This is a genomic window from Eubacterium sp. Marseille-QA0814 (genome assembly GCF_965119675.1).
In the GTDB taxonomy this organism is placed as follows: domain Bacteria; phylum Bacillota; class Clostridia; order Lachnospirales; family Lachnospiraceae; genus Eubacterium_G.
Window position 1 is genome coordinate 2,215,904 of record NZ_CBCPMG010000001.1, and the last position, 15,525, is coordinate 2,231,428.

General features: G+C 43.0%; 8 protein-coding genes and 2 pseudogenes. 9 read left to right on the top strand and 1 reads right to left on the bottom strand.

Annotation, left to right across the window (positions count from 1 at the left end):
- Positions 1-22 precede the first annotated feature (22 nt).
- The 7 genes and pseudogenes from ACQY63_RS10295 to ACQY63_RS10325 all read left to right on the top strand — a co-directional run.
- Positions 23-733, top strand: a complete 711-nt coding sequence (locus tag ACQY63_RS10295; protein ID WP_428245175.1) for a pectate lyase-like adhesive domain-containing protein — start codon at positions 23-25, stop codon at positions 731-733.
- A gap of 6 nt (positions 734-739) precedes the next feature.
- Complete coding sequence (locus ACQY63_RS10300) at positions 740-4,279, top strand: leucine-rich repeat protein (RefSeq protein ID WP_428245176.1); 3,540 nt, start codon at positions 740-742, stop codon at positions 4,277-4,279.
- A gap of 273 nt (positions 4,280-4,552) precedes the next feature.
- Positions 4,553-4,732, top strand: a complete 180-nt coding sequence (locus ACQY63_RS10305) for a transposase (RefSeq protein WP_428245177.1) — start codon at positions 4,553-4,555, stop codon at positions 4,730-4,732.
- A gap of 370 nt (positions 4,733-5,102) precedes the next feature.
- A complete protein-coding gene (locus tag ACQY63_RS10310; protein ID WP_428245178.1) occupies positions 5,103-8,150 on the top strand; it encodes an InlB B-repeat-containing protein in 3,048 nt (1,015 codons plus the stop codon).
- A 426-nt stretch (positions 8,151-8,576) separates the two neighbouring features.
- Positions 8,577-9,188 carry a YczE/YyaS/YitT family protein gene (locus tag ACQY63_RS10315; RefSeq protein ID WP_008789344.1) on the top strand — a complete coding sequence of 204 codons (612 nt, stop codon included), beginning with the start codon at positions 8,577-8,579 and terminating at the stop codon, positions 9,186-9,188.
- Between the two features lie 71 nt (positions 9,189-9,259).
- Positions 9,260-9,409 (top strand): annotated as a pseudogene (locus ACQY63_RS10320) (recombinase family protein); the annotation flags it as partial.
- A gap of 269 nt (positions 9,410-9,678) precedes the next feature.
- Positions 9,679-10,254, top strand: a pseudogene (locus ACQY63_RS10325) (alpha/beta hydrolase family protein); the annotation flags it as partial.
- A gap of 98 nt (positions 10,255-10,352) precedes the next feature.
- Here the strand turns inward: ACQY63_RS10325 and ACQY63_RS10330 are convergent.
- Complete coding sequence (locus ACQY63_RS10330; RefSeq protein WP_008789346.1) at positions 10,353-10,709, bottom strand: GDSL-type esterase/lipase family protein; 357 nt, start codon at positions 10,707-10,709, stop codon at positions 10,353-10,355.
- 188 nt (positions 10,710-10,897) lie between these two features.
- Between ACQY63_RS10330 and ACQY63_RS10335 the strand changes: the two genes are divergently transcribed.
- Both ACQY63_RS10335 and ACQY63_RS10340 read left to right on the top strand, forming a co-directional pair.
- Entirely contained in the window at positions 10,898-15,034 is a 4,137-nt protein-coding gene (locus ACQY63_RS10335; RefSeq protein WP_428245179.1) for a M64 family metallopeptidase, read from the top strand.
- A 308-nt stretch (positions 15,035-15,342) separates the two neighbouring features.
- Positions 15,343-15,507 (top strand): CopG family transcriptional regulator, encoded by a 165-nt coding sequence (locus tag ACQY63_RS10340; protein ID WP_302690431.1) that lies wholly within the window; start codon positions 15,343-15,345, stop codon positions 15,505-15,507.
- Positions 15,508-15,525 lie beyond the last annotated feature (18 nt).

Below are 15,525 nucleotides of genomic sequence, written 5' to 3' on the forward strand. Positions count from 1 at the left end.
TATTGAGAGAGGAAGTGATAATATGACAAAAACAAACACACGAAGTCGCATCGTCAGCATCCTGCTGGTGCTTGTGATGCTACTGACAATGGTACCCATCACCGGCGTGACGGCAAATGCGGCGGACACATCATGGACGACGGTCAACACCTATGACCAGCTGAAGGCGGCGCTGAGCAATCAGAATCCGCCAGACAATATCAAGCTGGGCAGCGATATCGACACCGGCACGCTAACCAGCGGCATGGGCATCATTGAGCCGCTGGAGGTCAAGGGCAGGAAGCAGCTTGACCTGAACGGCCACACGCTGCGGATGTACTCCGCAAAAACCGCCATGAGCGATATGATCATGATCAGGCGTGGCGACCTGACGGTGCTGGACAGCAGCTCCGGCCAGAAGGGAACCATTCTCGGCTCGACCTACAACGACTCGTGCTACCTCTTTAATATACAATACGGAAAGCTCACCCTAAACAGCGGAACACTGAAGGTGGACGCCGGCAGCCTCAAGACCGAGAACAAATGGAGGCGCGTGATCTACTGCTACGTCGGCGGAACCGTCACCATCAACGGTGGCACGCTCCATGTTGCACCGGAGACATATGAAGGGGAAAATAATGCTTACGGCCAGTACTTTGAGGAGGAGTATAGGGACCTGCTCAACGGCTACTGTGGCTATACGCTGATGGCGGCGAACTCCTGCAAGGTGAGCATCAACGGCGGCACCTTCTAGGGGCCTGTGCGTCTGGACGCCGGTGGCAGCGACTGGAAGGAAAATGAACCGCGCATCCAGATCAACGGTGGCACCTTTGAAAAGAAGGTCATGCTCAATGGCTCGGGTGACGGCACCAAGCCGCTCACCGTGATCAACAACGGTATTTTCCTCGACTATGTACAGGCATGGGTGGCTGCCAGCTTTGAGAACAGCTTTACCACACCCGAAGTGGTCATCAACGGCGGTGAGTTCCACAAGAAATTTTGGATGAGGCCAACATTTGTAGATAAAAACGACAAGGATTTAACGGGTTACCATGTAGCGGTAAAGCTGAACGGCGGCACTATCCATGAAACATTGTCAGTTGATAAGCAACCCTCGGATTATGGTTATGCACCTGTGAGACCGCGTCTGTCGTATAGCGATGTTACGTTTTTGGCAACTGAAATGCTGGGAAAAAACGCCGTTCAGACGGGCAAGGGCACTTTTGCGGCACAAGACACCAGCAGCTACCGCGAATACATTCCCTATTACGATTACAACAAAAGTAAGCGATGGTCAGAGGGCTTTGTATTTGAGATTAAGGCAGTGAATGACCAGCCGACCAAGATTCTATCGAACGCATGGGGCATGAAGTCCGTTACGCTGGACGGCAACCCCATCGACTACTTCAAGGACTGGAAGGGCGCCTTTGAGCGGATGGACAACAGCACAGCGCATACCCTCAAGTTCGAGTGGTATCCTCTGGCGCAGGAGCTGAAAGACGCAGGCTACAGCTATCGCGCAGAGTGCGACCGCTATATCTCCGGTTCTTCCGCAGTGCAGCAGACAGATACCATCGCTGCCGATAAAACCTCGCATACGGTCACCATTCCTGCGGGCTCAGACCCCAAGGTCTATTCCTATGATTTGCAGCTGAATCTGGATAAGGACGGCAGCTTCGTCGGCATTTTCGTCAACCAGCATATCGTCAAGCTGGTGGTGAACGAAGCACCGGTGGTTGAACCCGATCCCACCATCGAGGGCAGCGTGTACTACACCAGCGGCATCGTTTTCGGCCGCTCTATCTCCACCGCTGCCAGCGTGACCCCCGCAGAAGCCACCAAGTCGTGTCAGTGGCAGCGCAGCACGAACGGCGGCAGCACTTGGACGAATATTGACGGCGCAACCAGAGGCAGCTACACCCCTGTGGCGGCTGACATGGGCGAGAATGTCCGCATCCGTGTAGTAGTCACGGCAGAGGGGTATCTCGGCGAGATCGTCGGCGCACCGGTGAAGGTCAGCAAGGCTGCCAACAACAATTATCCTGAGGTTATTAAGCTGGAGGCTGTGAAGAATGGCGCAGGCAATTACACCGGCTTTAAAATCACGAACTTTGACTCCGACTGCGAGTATGTTTACAGCACGACTGATACGCCGAATTGGAGCGCAAATCAGATCAGTTCCGCAACCGTAACCGGCTTGACGAGCGATACCACCTATTATGTTTTCGCCCGTTTCAAGGAGACTAACACCCATACGGCAGGCTCTATTGTGAGCAAAAACAGCATCAGGCTGTATGACTATGTTCCTTTGGATCGCGTGTTGCTGGAAGGCTACGGCAGCTACGGAACGATCTACATCAAGAAGGGCGAGAGCGTAGAGCTGAAGGTCAACGTAGACCCCAGCAACGCCAACTCCTGGAAGGAGATCACCTTCAAGGATGAGGGCGCGACAACAAGCAACATCGCTATCTCCAATGGAAAAATTAACGCAAGCACCGGGACGGCCACACCGTTCCACAATGGCCATACCATCACGATCACCGGCGTTTCTAAGGGCAGCGCAAATCTGAGAGCCAGCTACCCCAGTGCCACATCAAGCGCCTACGGCACATGGTATGTGGTTGTATACGATGATTCCACTGTGGCCAATGCTTTGAGACTTGAGAGCGTTTACGCATACGAGGATATTACCCTGAGCGAAAACGACACGGCAGAGCTTCCGACCGAGCTTCCGAAACTACTGCCTGAGAACAGCGGCTATCATCTGGAATGGCGCATTGTCAAGGTCGGACCCTACGGCGCTTCATATAAGACGAGCGACGATAACATTACGCTGGAGAACGGCAAGATCAAGCCGAAAGCGGCGCACACCGGATCGGCAAGCACCAGACTTGAGCTGGTTGCCGTTAAGGAAGGCGTAACCAATGTCAAATCGTTTTCTCAGACTTCCCGTATCAATGTCACCGTGACCGAGGCTCCCACCGTTGAACTTACCGGTGTTACCGTTGCCCCGACGAAGGTAAATCTGGAGCTTAACGCGACCTATCAGCTCTCCGCCGTGAAGGAGCCTGTCAACGCAGCGGGCAGCCTTAACTGGGAGAGCAACAATACCGGCGTGGCAACAGTTGACAGCACCGGCAAGGTGACCGCTAAGGCACAGGGTACGGCAATTATCACAGTCTCCTGCGGCAATAAGAAGGCTACCTGCACCGTTACGGTCGACCACCAGCATGACTACTCCGGTCAGCCGTACCTGTATCTGGATCCCGGAAATCACTGTCAGGAGTGCAAGGCAGGCGACGGCTACAACATTCAGGCTCACGAGTTCACGGCTTGGACGGATAACGGAAACGGCATACACAGCCGCCACTGCACCGTCTGCAAGATGACGGACGGCTCCACCTACACCGAAACTGCCGAGCATACCTGGGTATGGGTAGTGGATCAGGAGGCGGCGCTGAATCAGCCCGGCAAGCAGCACGAGGAATGCACCGGCTGCCATGCTAAGCGCAACGAGAACACTGAGATTCCCGCCCTGCGGGATTACGCCGTTACCGTCACCGGCGGCACGGCAACCGTTGCCACAGGCACAACCATCACCCGCGCCAAGGAGGGCGTTGAGGTCACCGTTACGGCAGACGCACCGGAGACCGGCAAGGTCTTTGATAAGTGGGTCGTTAAGGCAGGCGGCGTAACACTGGCTAACGAGACCAGCGCCACCACCACCTTCACCATGCCCGGTAATGATGTGAAGATTGAGGCCACCTATAAGGATGCACCTCCTAGCCATAGCGTATACGTTGGAATGACATATACGGCAGGAAATTTCATATACCAGATTACATCAATTGATACTGCAACATTAGGACAATCAAAGGTTATTGGTGTAGTAGCTGCTAAGAAGAATAAAATAACAAAGGTTACAATTCCGGACAGAGCAGATTGTAAGGGATATAGATTAAATGTAACAGCCGTTGGAGACAAGGCATTTAAGTCTATGAAGAAACTTAAGAAGGTAACAATAGGTAACAAGGTAACTGTTATCGGAAAAAATGCATTTAAGAAGTGCTCAAAACTTAAAACGGTAGTAATTGGAAAAGCAGTTAAGACAATAAGTTCTAAGGCATTTATAGGAGATAACAAGATTAAGAAGATTACATTCAAATGTAAAAAACTTAAGACTGTAAATAAGAATGCATTTAGCAAGAAAGCAAAGAAAAATATTAAGTCTAAGAAGACTAAACTTAAAGGAAATAAGAAAGCCATTAAGTTGTTTAAGAAGAAACTTAAAATTAAATAATTAAAAAGTAATTAAAGAGGCTAGCTTTTTAAGGGATGGACATGTCATGTATGTTTTGTATTCTGCGAAAAGGTAGCCTCTAATAAGTTTATTAAGAGGGGATAAAATGAAAAAATTAGTAGTTTGTTTACTAAGTGTTATAACTATGGTAGCTACATTGCATGTCCCGGCTCCGGCATACGGCATAGAGTGGAAGTGTAGTGGTAAACTAAATTTGTAACACCTTGTTCGAATAATATATTATAATATTACTTAAATAAGGAGGACTTCACTATGTCAGTACGTTACAGCGAAGACTTCAAAAAAGAAGTCGTTAAAGCCTATATGGCAGGCGACAAATCAATACATCAACTTGCTGTTGAATTTAATGTTGCAAAAAGTTCCGTTAGCATGTGGGCTAATGAATACAGGGAAGAATGCCTTTATACCACCTATTGTTACAAAAATGCTTGACCAGTACCTTAAAAGACGAACAAGCAAAACTGAACCCCTTGGCTGTATGGTCAAGGGGTTTTTCGCACCCAAAAGGCAAAAATTTTTTGAAAAAATCGAAATTTTTCTTCTGTTACTGGCACAAGTGCCAGTGACAAGCACCAAAAAATCAATACAATAGATATTGTAAGATTAAAGTTATGCTTTTAGAAGATGGTGATGGAATGATATGAATGTATTTGACGCTTCTTCGTTCTCCGAACGGATGGGCAATGGCGGACGCTCTCTTTGCCGTGTGGAAGAGCCGATAAATCAACTCACATGCTCAGATCACCTGGCGAAATGCCGAAAAGAAACAAGGAGGAATTACTTATGAAAGGAGGAAGATTTGATGAGCAAATCTAAAAATGTAGTTAAAAAATTAACTACGATATTATTTACGATATTATTTACATTAGTATCAGTTTTCGCCATTGGACCAACTAATGTAAATGCAGAAACAACTGATATTACCGAAATTAAATTGACAGGTGATTATCAGTATGGAAATGTTCCAGCAGGAATATTACCCGCATTTAATCCAGGAACTACTACTGATAGTATTACTATTAATAGAACAAATAGTAGCTGGGAGTATAAAATGCAAAGTGGAGGATGGAGTGGATTTGGTTTAGAAACACCAGTTGCATATAATGATGGCAAAACAGATTATGGATATAGATTTCAAGTAAAAACAAATAGTGGATATCAACTTGCTTCAGATTTAAAAGTTATCTATAATGGTGAAGATGTTACCTCAACCGTAGAAGTAGCAAGGTGGACTTGGGGTGCTTATGTTTATGTTGATTTGGGACAAGCAACAGGAGAAAATCCTGCTACTCATACTGTAACATTCAATTCAAATGGTGGAACAGAAATTGCACCAAAAGAAGTTGTAAGTGGAGTGAAAATTAAAGCACCATCAACACCAACAAAAGATAAATATCTTTTTAAAGGTTGGTATGAAGATTCAACATTCAATAAGGAATTTGATTTCAACACACCAATTACATCTGATATGACTCTTTATGCAAACTGGGAAGCTGCAAATTCTATCAATGAGATTAGACTTGCTGGAGATTTTCAATATGGAACTGTTCCAGTAGGAACACTACCATCATTTAATCCTAGAACTACTACTGATAATATTACTATTGATAATACAAATAGTCACTGGAAATATAAAATGCAAACTGGATTATGGAGTGGATTTGGTTCAGAAACACCAACTGCAGTAAATGATGGCAAAACAGATTATGGATATACTTTCAGTGTAAAACCTAGTGATGGATATCAACTTGATTATTCAAATTTAAAGGTTTTTTACAATGAAGGAGAAGTTACCTCAACTGTGAAAATAGAAGATTACTCTTGGGGTGCTTATGTTACTGTTGATTTAGGAAAAGCAATTGGGACACCAGTTGTTTATACTATAACATTTAATTCAAATGATGGAACATCAGTTGAATCACAAAATGTGAATGTTGGAGAGAAATTAACAGAACCAACCCCAGCTCCAACAAGAGAAGGATTTACTTTTGATGGATGGTATGAAGATTCAACATTCAGTACGAAATTTAATTTCGACACACCGATTACTGATAATATGACTCTTTATGCAAAATGGACAGAAAATAAATATACACTAACATTTGATGCTAATGGTGGAAGTGGAACAATGACTCCTGTTACTGATTTAACTGGAGAATACACATTACCAGCAAATGAGTTTACAGCACCAAGTGGAAAACAATTCAAAGGATGGTCATTAACTACTGATGGAGCAATCGTTACTAAAGTAGATATGACTGAAAATAGAACTGTATATGCAATTTGGGAGAACATCCCTGTTGTAACATATACCGTATCCTTTGCGGCTAACGGCGGTACAGGCACAATGGCAGATGTGACTGGTATTTCCGGCGAATACACGCTTCCTGCAAACGGCTTCACTGCTCCTGCTGGTAAGCAGTTCAAGGCTTGGAGCGTTGGCGGTGTTGAAAAGGTGGTTGGCGATAAGATTACCGTTACTGCTAACACTACCGTAACCGCAGTTTGGGAAGCTGTTGAGTACAATGTAACCGTGACAGGCGGTACTGCATCCGTTGGTGCAGGCACTCCGATCACCAAGGCAACAATGGGTACAACCGTTACTCTGACCGCAGGTGCAGCTCCGTCCGGCAAGGTATTTGATAAGTGGGAAGTTGTAAGCGGCGGCATTACCCTTGCAGACGCAAATAGCGCAACCACAACATTTACTATGCCTGCAAGTGCAGTAAGTGTGAAAGCGACCTACAAGAACGCTCCACATACGCACACCTATAATCAGGAAACTGTAAAACCAGAAGCACTTAAAACCCCTGCTGACTGCACAAGCAACGCAGTATATTTCAAGAGCTGCTCCTGCGGTGCAATCAGCACAACAGATACCTTCGTAGCGATGAATACTGCTCTCGGTCATGCATATGGTTCTGATTGGAAATACGATTCTACAAACCACTGGCACGAATGTTCTCGTTGCTACGACAAAAAGGACGAAGCGGCTCACGATTACGGTTCTGACAATGTTTGCGACACCTGCGGATATTACAAAACTGTACCGCACACTCACAATCTGACTTTGGTTGCTGCGAAAGCTGCCACCTGCACAGAGGGCGGTAAGGAAGCATACTACAAGTGCGAAGGTTGTGGCAAGTTCTATGAAGATGTACTCGGTACAAAGGAAATAACCGACCTTGCATCTTGGGGCAATATTGCTAAGATTGCCCACACCACAAAGCAAACCGTAACAAAGGCAACCCCAACAGCAAACGGCAAGATAGTAAATTACTGTTCGGTATGTAAGAAAACTCTTTCAACGACAGTAATTCCAAAGGCATCAAGCATAAAGCTTAAAGCAACATCATTAACATATAACGGAAAGGTTAGAACACCTAAGGTTATTGTTAAGGACAGAACAGGAAAGACACTTGTTAAGAATACTGACTATACTGTGTCTTATGCAAAAGGCAGAAAGTATGTTGGCAAGTACGCAGTAAAGATTACCTTTAAGGGTAAATACAGCGGAACAAAGACGCTTTATTTCACAATCAAGCCAAAGGCAACAAGTATTTCCTCACTTAAAGCAGGTTCAAAGAAGTTTACAGTAAAGTGGAAGAAGCAGGCTACACAGACAACAGGCTATCAAGTTCAAGTCGCAACCAATAAGAAATTCAAGAAGAACAAGAAAACCGTAACATTCAAGAAGCAGAAGACTACAAAGACTACCGTTAAAAAGCTTAAGGCAAAGAAAAAATATTATGTAAGAGTTTGCACCTATAAGACAGTTAAGATTAACGGCAAATCCATAAGGATTTATTCAGGCTGGTCAAAAACTAAGACTGTTACAACAAAGAAATAACAGATAGCTAACCATTTAAGGATGGCGGTAGCGGAGCTTCCGCTGCCGCCTTTTCCTTACGAAAAGAAATCGAACAAGGAGAAATCAAATGGACGAACAAGAAAAAGAAATTGAAGAAATACTCAGAACATTTGACAAAGCACCTTCGCCTTCGTCAGAGAATAGTGTTCAAAGTCATTTTAGTGCGATTGGGGGCATTTATGACTGAGACTTTTGAGAGACATCGCTCAAATCAAAATCGTAACACGAATTGAAATGAGCAAAACTCCGAGCGAATACAGAAAATCATATTTATAACCGTTGACTTTATAAAAGCTCGGGTGTACAATCAAAAAAATAAAGCTGTCTCGGCTGATGAAGACTATAAATTTTGCTGTTTCTGAACACAACAGCAGAGTTTACAGTCTTATTTTTTTAGGTGATAATATGAAATTCAAAAAATATGCAACAAAAACGCTGATGATCGTTATCGGATCAATAATATCCGCATACGGAATTACGCTTGCAATAGGCGCAGGTTTCGGCGGCGCAACACTTGCGATATTGTGGCAAGGGCTGACGAATGTGACAGGTATGTCAATCGGCACATCGTCGCTTATTGTGGCTGTGGCAATGATAATTTTTGCCCTTTTCTATGACAGAAAACAAATCAATATCGGCACAATTCTTTACCAAATCATTTACAGTTTTTTCGTAGATGTATTCACAAAAATTCAGCATTATACAGATATTAAAGCGGTTAATTTTGTTATAATGCTGCTTGGCATTGCTATATTTTCGTTCGGAACGGGGATTTACTCCGCCGCTGATTTCGGCAGGGGCTCATATGAAGCAGTCACATTTTCGCTTGCCGAAAAAAACGGGTGGAAAATCAAAATCGTACGAATGGTTCTTGATATTATAATGGTAATTATCGGCGTTTTGCTCGGCGGTAAATTCGGAATTTGCACAATTGCCACCGTTTTGCTCTCCGGTCCGATAATTCAGGCAACCGTAAGCACTGTTAAGAAATCAAAGATTTTAAAAAACATTTCTTAAAATTCTCATACAAGCCTAAAAGTGATAAGACATACAAAAAGGATGGAATTCGATTTTGAACAAGTCTGTAAAAAATGGACAATAGAAAAAACGGAGTTAAGGTTATATCCGCTAACGAAAACATTAGCGAAGGCTCAAAAGGCATAATTCTTGAATACGTACTTGAAGGTATGGCTGAATATTATTCAGCAGACTTATCAGAGAAAGTCATTTTGCCGATGATCGTACTTAAATGCTTTGATGATATTCTTTCCCCTACCCTACCAAAGAAGCCGTTGTTAAAAAGGCTGAAGAACTTCAAGCACAAGGTATGATTTCAGTTATTGACAAAGTAATGGCATTATTATACTATGACAGTGTGAGTTAACAGTAAACCAAAGAACAATATGTCGATCATGAAAGAATGCTCCTTTGTGTTTCCCGTGCTTATGATTATTACAAGCAAAATAGCTATTGACTAAAACATTTACACAAAAGTGGAAAAAGTGACGGAAAAACCACAGAGATGTCTGTTCTGACAGAAACCAAAGATCTGAAAGCGGTCATTGAATATGTTAGAAATCTTTCCTATACAGATTCTGAAAAAATTTTATTGATGGGATGCAGTCAGGGCGGTTTTGTGTCTGCTTTGGTGGCAGCAAAGAACAACTTTCCGATAGAAAAACTTGTCCTGTTTTATCCGGCATTGTGTATCCCGGATGACGCCAGAACCGGAAAAATGATGATGGCAAAATTTTATCCGCAAAATGTTCCCGATACTTTCCGCTGCGGACTGATGAAATTGGGGTGTTGCTATGCAATGGATGTCATGCAAATGGATGCCTTTGCAGAAATTAAGAACTACGCCGGCAGGGTGTGCATCGTGCATGGTACAAAGGATAAAATCGTAGATGTTTCTTATGCCAAACGTGCGGCAGAAGCATATAAAAGTACGATACCGATCGGAATGCAAGATTCCAAACGGGTGCAACTTCATTTTATAGATGGCGGAGGGCATATGTTTTCGAAAAAGCATGATGTCATTGCAATGAAATTATTAAAAGAATTCGCCGCAAAACACGAATGATTTTCATCTGATACCATATGGACAAATCTCCACCTTTAAAGACTTGACAGTTGATATAATCTGCCATCACCTCGGAACATTCGTGTTCCGAGGCTTTTTTATGCCCGAATACTGCTTTTTACGGCGGTATTCGAGCAAAGTGTCTGCGTTCTTTGCAAAATTTCTTTTATATTTTTCAAGGTGTACTCGGTCGGAACTCCTATGCCGATGTCATTCGTTCCGATTAAAATCACAAGATTTTTCGGGTTTATGTTCAAGGCGTTACATTCGAGCCTTTCCAACAATCTGTCGCTGTCAACGGCAAACAATCCCGCACCGATTGCGCCGCAAAATTCAGGCTTATCGGATATGAAAATCTTTGTGTTCAACCGCTTTTGCAACACTTTTTTCAAAAACGTGTTTTCGGGCAGATGAAATAGTCCCCCTTGGCTTGCAACTAAACCTAAAAATCGCATAATTTTTAAGGCTTTTGCCCTGTTTTGGGCAGAAGTCTTTTTGCATATTTAATAAGATTTTCTTCTTCGTGTAATATTAAATGTGTCGGCTGTAAAATTAACAAAAATTTAATTGGATTTTAATTGACCCATATAACACCTTACAATATAATAAAAGCAAATATATAGCTTATAAAGGAGGGTCCTTAATGACGAAAAAAATAACCGCAATATTCTTGGCATTGTGCATGGCAATTCCCGTTTTGCCGATGACCATTCAGGCGGCATCAAAGCCCGATATTAAAGTTGGCGACTATGTTAAAATGGGCGCGTATAACAATGCCTCAATTCTTTGGCGATGTGTAAGCATTGACAATAATGGACCGCTTATGCTTGCAGACAAAATTGTTGACACCCTTGCATATGATGCCAAAACAAATGACAACAGCAATTCAAAATCACACAGCAGAAGCTATAAGCGTGATGATTACGGTTCTAACTATTGGAAAGACAGCAATATGCGTTCTTGGTTAAATTCGACCGCAGCTGAAGGCAAAGTCGATTGGCTTTGTGGCAACCCTCCGAAAGACGGATATGTAAGCGGTGTGGGAGCGTACAACGAAAAAGCGGGTTTTCTCAACGCTTTTTCAAAATCAGAAATTGCGGCAATGAAAACCGTTACCCAGCGTTCTCTCGTTTCTCATCCCGAATACAACAAGGGCATAGTTGATGGAGACGCAAATTCGGATTTGTTATACTACACCGATATTTCGGAAGCGGTGGCAAACTACGACAGTTCATATTTTGAAACTACAACCGAAAAGGTTTTTCTTCTTGATGTAAAGCAGGCTAATGCCGTGTGGAAAAATCTCAAAGGTTATTATGTTGCGTATAATAATGACGGTATGGCTTGGCCTTATTGGCTTCGCACTCCTGTTACCGATTGCAATCACGATATGCGTTATATCAGTTCATCGGGTCAGGTCGGTCGTTATGCTCCGTGGTATTCCGATTTGGGCGTAAGACCTGCATTTTATCTCGATTCCGAATATTTTGTTACAACTTCCGGCAGCGGCTCACAAAGCAGTCCTTATATCGGCTCTGCTCCAAATAAGCAAGAGGATGATTATACAATTTCGGAACCTGCCGAGGACGCAAATCCCGATTGGAATGTCAGCACCGAGCAAAGCATTCAGCTCACCCTCGGCCCGTGGTATTCAAATGACGGAAAATATTCTAATCCTACCATCCCTGTTTATACCATCCAAAAAACACGCAGCGACACGGAAAATATGGTTGTTGTCGTTTGCGGCGAGGGATACACAAAAAGTCAGCAGGGCAAATTCATCAATGATGTCAAACGACTTTGGCAGGACGCTATGAAATATGAACCGTATCGCAGTTATGCCGACAGATTCAATGTTTACGCTCTTTGCACAGCTTCCGAATCGACTTTTGACAATGGTGGAAGCACCTTCTTTGATGTTATAGTCGACAAATATAATTCGCCTGTTATTTCTAATAATCTCCACGGAAGTCAGTGGAAAAATCATATTTTTGAGAGATGTATCGGTCCTGAATTTATCGAGAAAATTCACGATGCTCATATCAAAAAAAAGTGTGATCCAAACACAATTCCGTCCGGTTCGGAATATGAGCCTTATTATTATGTTCACGATTATATTGCTCAGTTCGCTATGGTTGTAAACACAAAATCAGATTTCGGCGGTGCTTATAATAACCGTGAATACGGCTTCCATTATTTCATTTCGCCATCAGACAGTTATCGTGCGTCAAAAACTTTTGCACACGAGTTTGGACACGGTTTGCTCGGTCTCGGTGATGAATACAGTAACGGATATTTGCTTGACGATAAGGAACTTAAATCACTCAATCTTTCCTCGGTTGAAGACCCGGAAAAGATAAAATGGCGACAGCTTTTAGGTTTTAGAAACACATATACCTGCCGCAATGCTTACGGCTCAAAAATGCTTGTTTCAAGTTATGAGTGCATAATGAGAGACACAAACTATCAATTCTGTGAGGTTTGCCGTTTGCAGGGCTTCAAGCGAATGTCTCAGCTTGTTAAGGATGTAGACCTTTATGTTGCAACTCCCGAGGTTAAGGAATATACGGGCGCTTATTCAAAGGCGTCTGATTTTACCGGCCTTGAAACAAGTTCATATTATAATTACACATATAATCGCAATGACCGACTTTTGAGCGGCAACAGCAAAAGCAGATTTAATACTAATATGAACGGTAAAAAAATCGAGCTTAGAACTGTTATTCAAAACATTTCAGATAAAAATGCACGACAATTAAAATTCAAAATGTGGATTAAGCACTCCGACGGAAGCGTTGCGACCGATTCATCGGGGAATCCGCTTCAAACAGTACAAACCTTTGACATTCCTGTTTGGAATGATAAGGCAAATTTCTGGCCGCTCGGTGCTTTGGATCACATCAAAAGCGACTTTAATTCAGGCTTAAAGAGTTGCTCGCTTATTTATCAAATTCCGTCTGATGCACAGCTTAAGAGCGGCGATACCGTGGCATTTCAGGTGCTCGATGAAAACGGAAATGTGCTTGCAGACGACAATACGGAAACACAGCGCTACACAACCGTTTCAATTCAGTATAAATTTGAGGACGGCTCTGAAATTCCAAACACTGCCGGCGGAACATTTACCGTGCCATACGGCACAAAGCTTGATTTAACACCGGCAAAAACACTTTATGATTATGAATTTATAAAGGTTGACGGCTTGAATAAGCCTATTGTTTCGGACGGAACGGTTGTTACATATTATTACAAAAATAAAAACGAAGAACACACTCACAATCTGACTTTGGTTGCTGCGAAAGCTGCCACCTGCACTACTGCGGGCAATTCCGCATACTACACCTGCGATGGCTGTGACAAGTGGTTCGCAGATGCAACAGGATCGGTAGAAATTACCGATAAAACCAGTGTGAAGATTCCAGCTCCCGGACATACCGCAGGCACAGAATGGAAGTCTGATGATACTAACCACTGGCATGAATGTTCTCGTTGCCACGACAAAAAGGACGAAGCGGCTCACGATTACGGTTCTGACAATGTTTGCGACACCTGCGGATATTACAAAACTGTACCGCACACTCACAATCTGACTTTGGTTGCTGCGAAAGCTGCCACCTGCACTACTGCGGGCAATTCCGCATACTACACCTGCGATGGCTGTGACAAGTGGTTCGCAGATGCAACAGGATCGGTAGAAATTACCGATAAAACCAGTGTGAAGATTCCGGCTCCCGGACATACCGCAGGCACAGAATGGAAGTCTGATGATACTAACCACTGGCATGAATGTTCTCGTTGCCACGACAAAAAGGACGAAGCGGCTCACGATTACGGTTCTGACAATGTTTGCGACACCTGCGGATATTACAAAACTGTACCGCACACTCACAATCTGACTTTGGTTGCTGCGAAAGCTGCCACCTGCACTACTGCGGGCAATTCCGCATACTACACCTGCGATGGCTGTGACAAGTGGTTCGCAGATGCAACAGGATCGGTAGAAATTACCGATAAAACCAGTGTGAAGATTCCGGCTCCCGGACATACCGCAGGCACAGAATGGAAGTCTGATGATACTAACCACTGGCATGAATGTTATCGTTGCCACGACAAAAATGACAAAGCGGCTCACAGCACCAGCGAGTGGATCATTGACACGGCAGCTACCGAAACCGCAGAAGGCGCTAAGCATAAGGAATGCACCGTCTGCAAGAAGGTTCTTGAAACCGCAACGATCCCCGCAACAGGCAGCAGCCATACCAATAGCTACGGCGTATACGTTGGAATGACATATACGGCAGGAAATTTAATATATCAGATTACATCAATTGATACTGCAACAGTAGGACAATCAAAGGTTATTGGTGTAGTAGCTGCTAAAAAGAATAAAATAAAGAAAGTTACAATTCCGGACAGAGCAGATTGTAAGGGATATAGATTAAATGTAACAACAATTGGTAACAATGCGTTTGCCGGCTGCAAGGCCCTTGAGAAGCTTACAATAGGTAACAAGGTAACTGTTATCGGAAAAAATGCATTTAAGAACTGCTCAAAACTTGAAACAGTAGTAATTGGAAAAGCAGTTAAGACAATAAGTTCTAAGGCATTTATAGGAGATAACAAGATTAAGAAGATTAAATTCAAAGGTGACAAACTTAAGACTGTAAAGAAGAATGCATTTAGCAAGAAAGCAAAGAAAAATATTAAGTCTAAGAAGACTAAACTTAAAGGAAATAAGAAAGCCATTAAGTTGTTTAAGAAGAAACTTAAAATTAAATAATTAAAAAGTAATTAAAGAGGCTAGCTTTTCAAGAGTTGGACATGTCATGTATGTCTTGTATTCTGCGAAAAGGTAGCCTCTAATAAGTTTATTAAGGCAGTCAGATACAATATCGCCAAGTAGGTCAAAAAGATATTTTGACAATAATGTCCAGTTGGATTATCATTGGAGTGTTCAGGTACTTCGTTATAAACATGAGAAATTCTCTATCATGTATTTTCCGACAGCAAATTTACGCTACCGAAAAATAATATAAACTTGACTTTTTGTTAAACAAAAAATATAATAACAACATAGGAGGTATGCATATGTCAAAGATGGGAAGACCAAAATCAGACAATAACAAAGATAAAATTGTTGCTGTAAGGCTTACAGAAGAAGAACATCAAAGACTTACAATGTATGCCAAAAAACATTCTTTGAAAATTTCAGATGTACTAAAGAATGGATTGTACGAAGTGCTTAACAAATAGATACAGATAACAACAAAA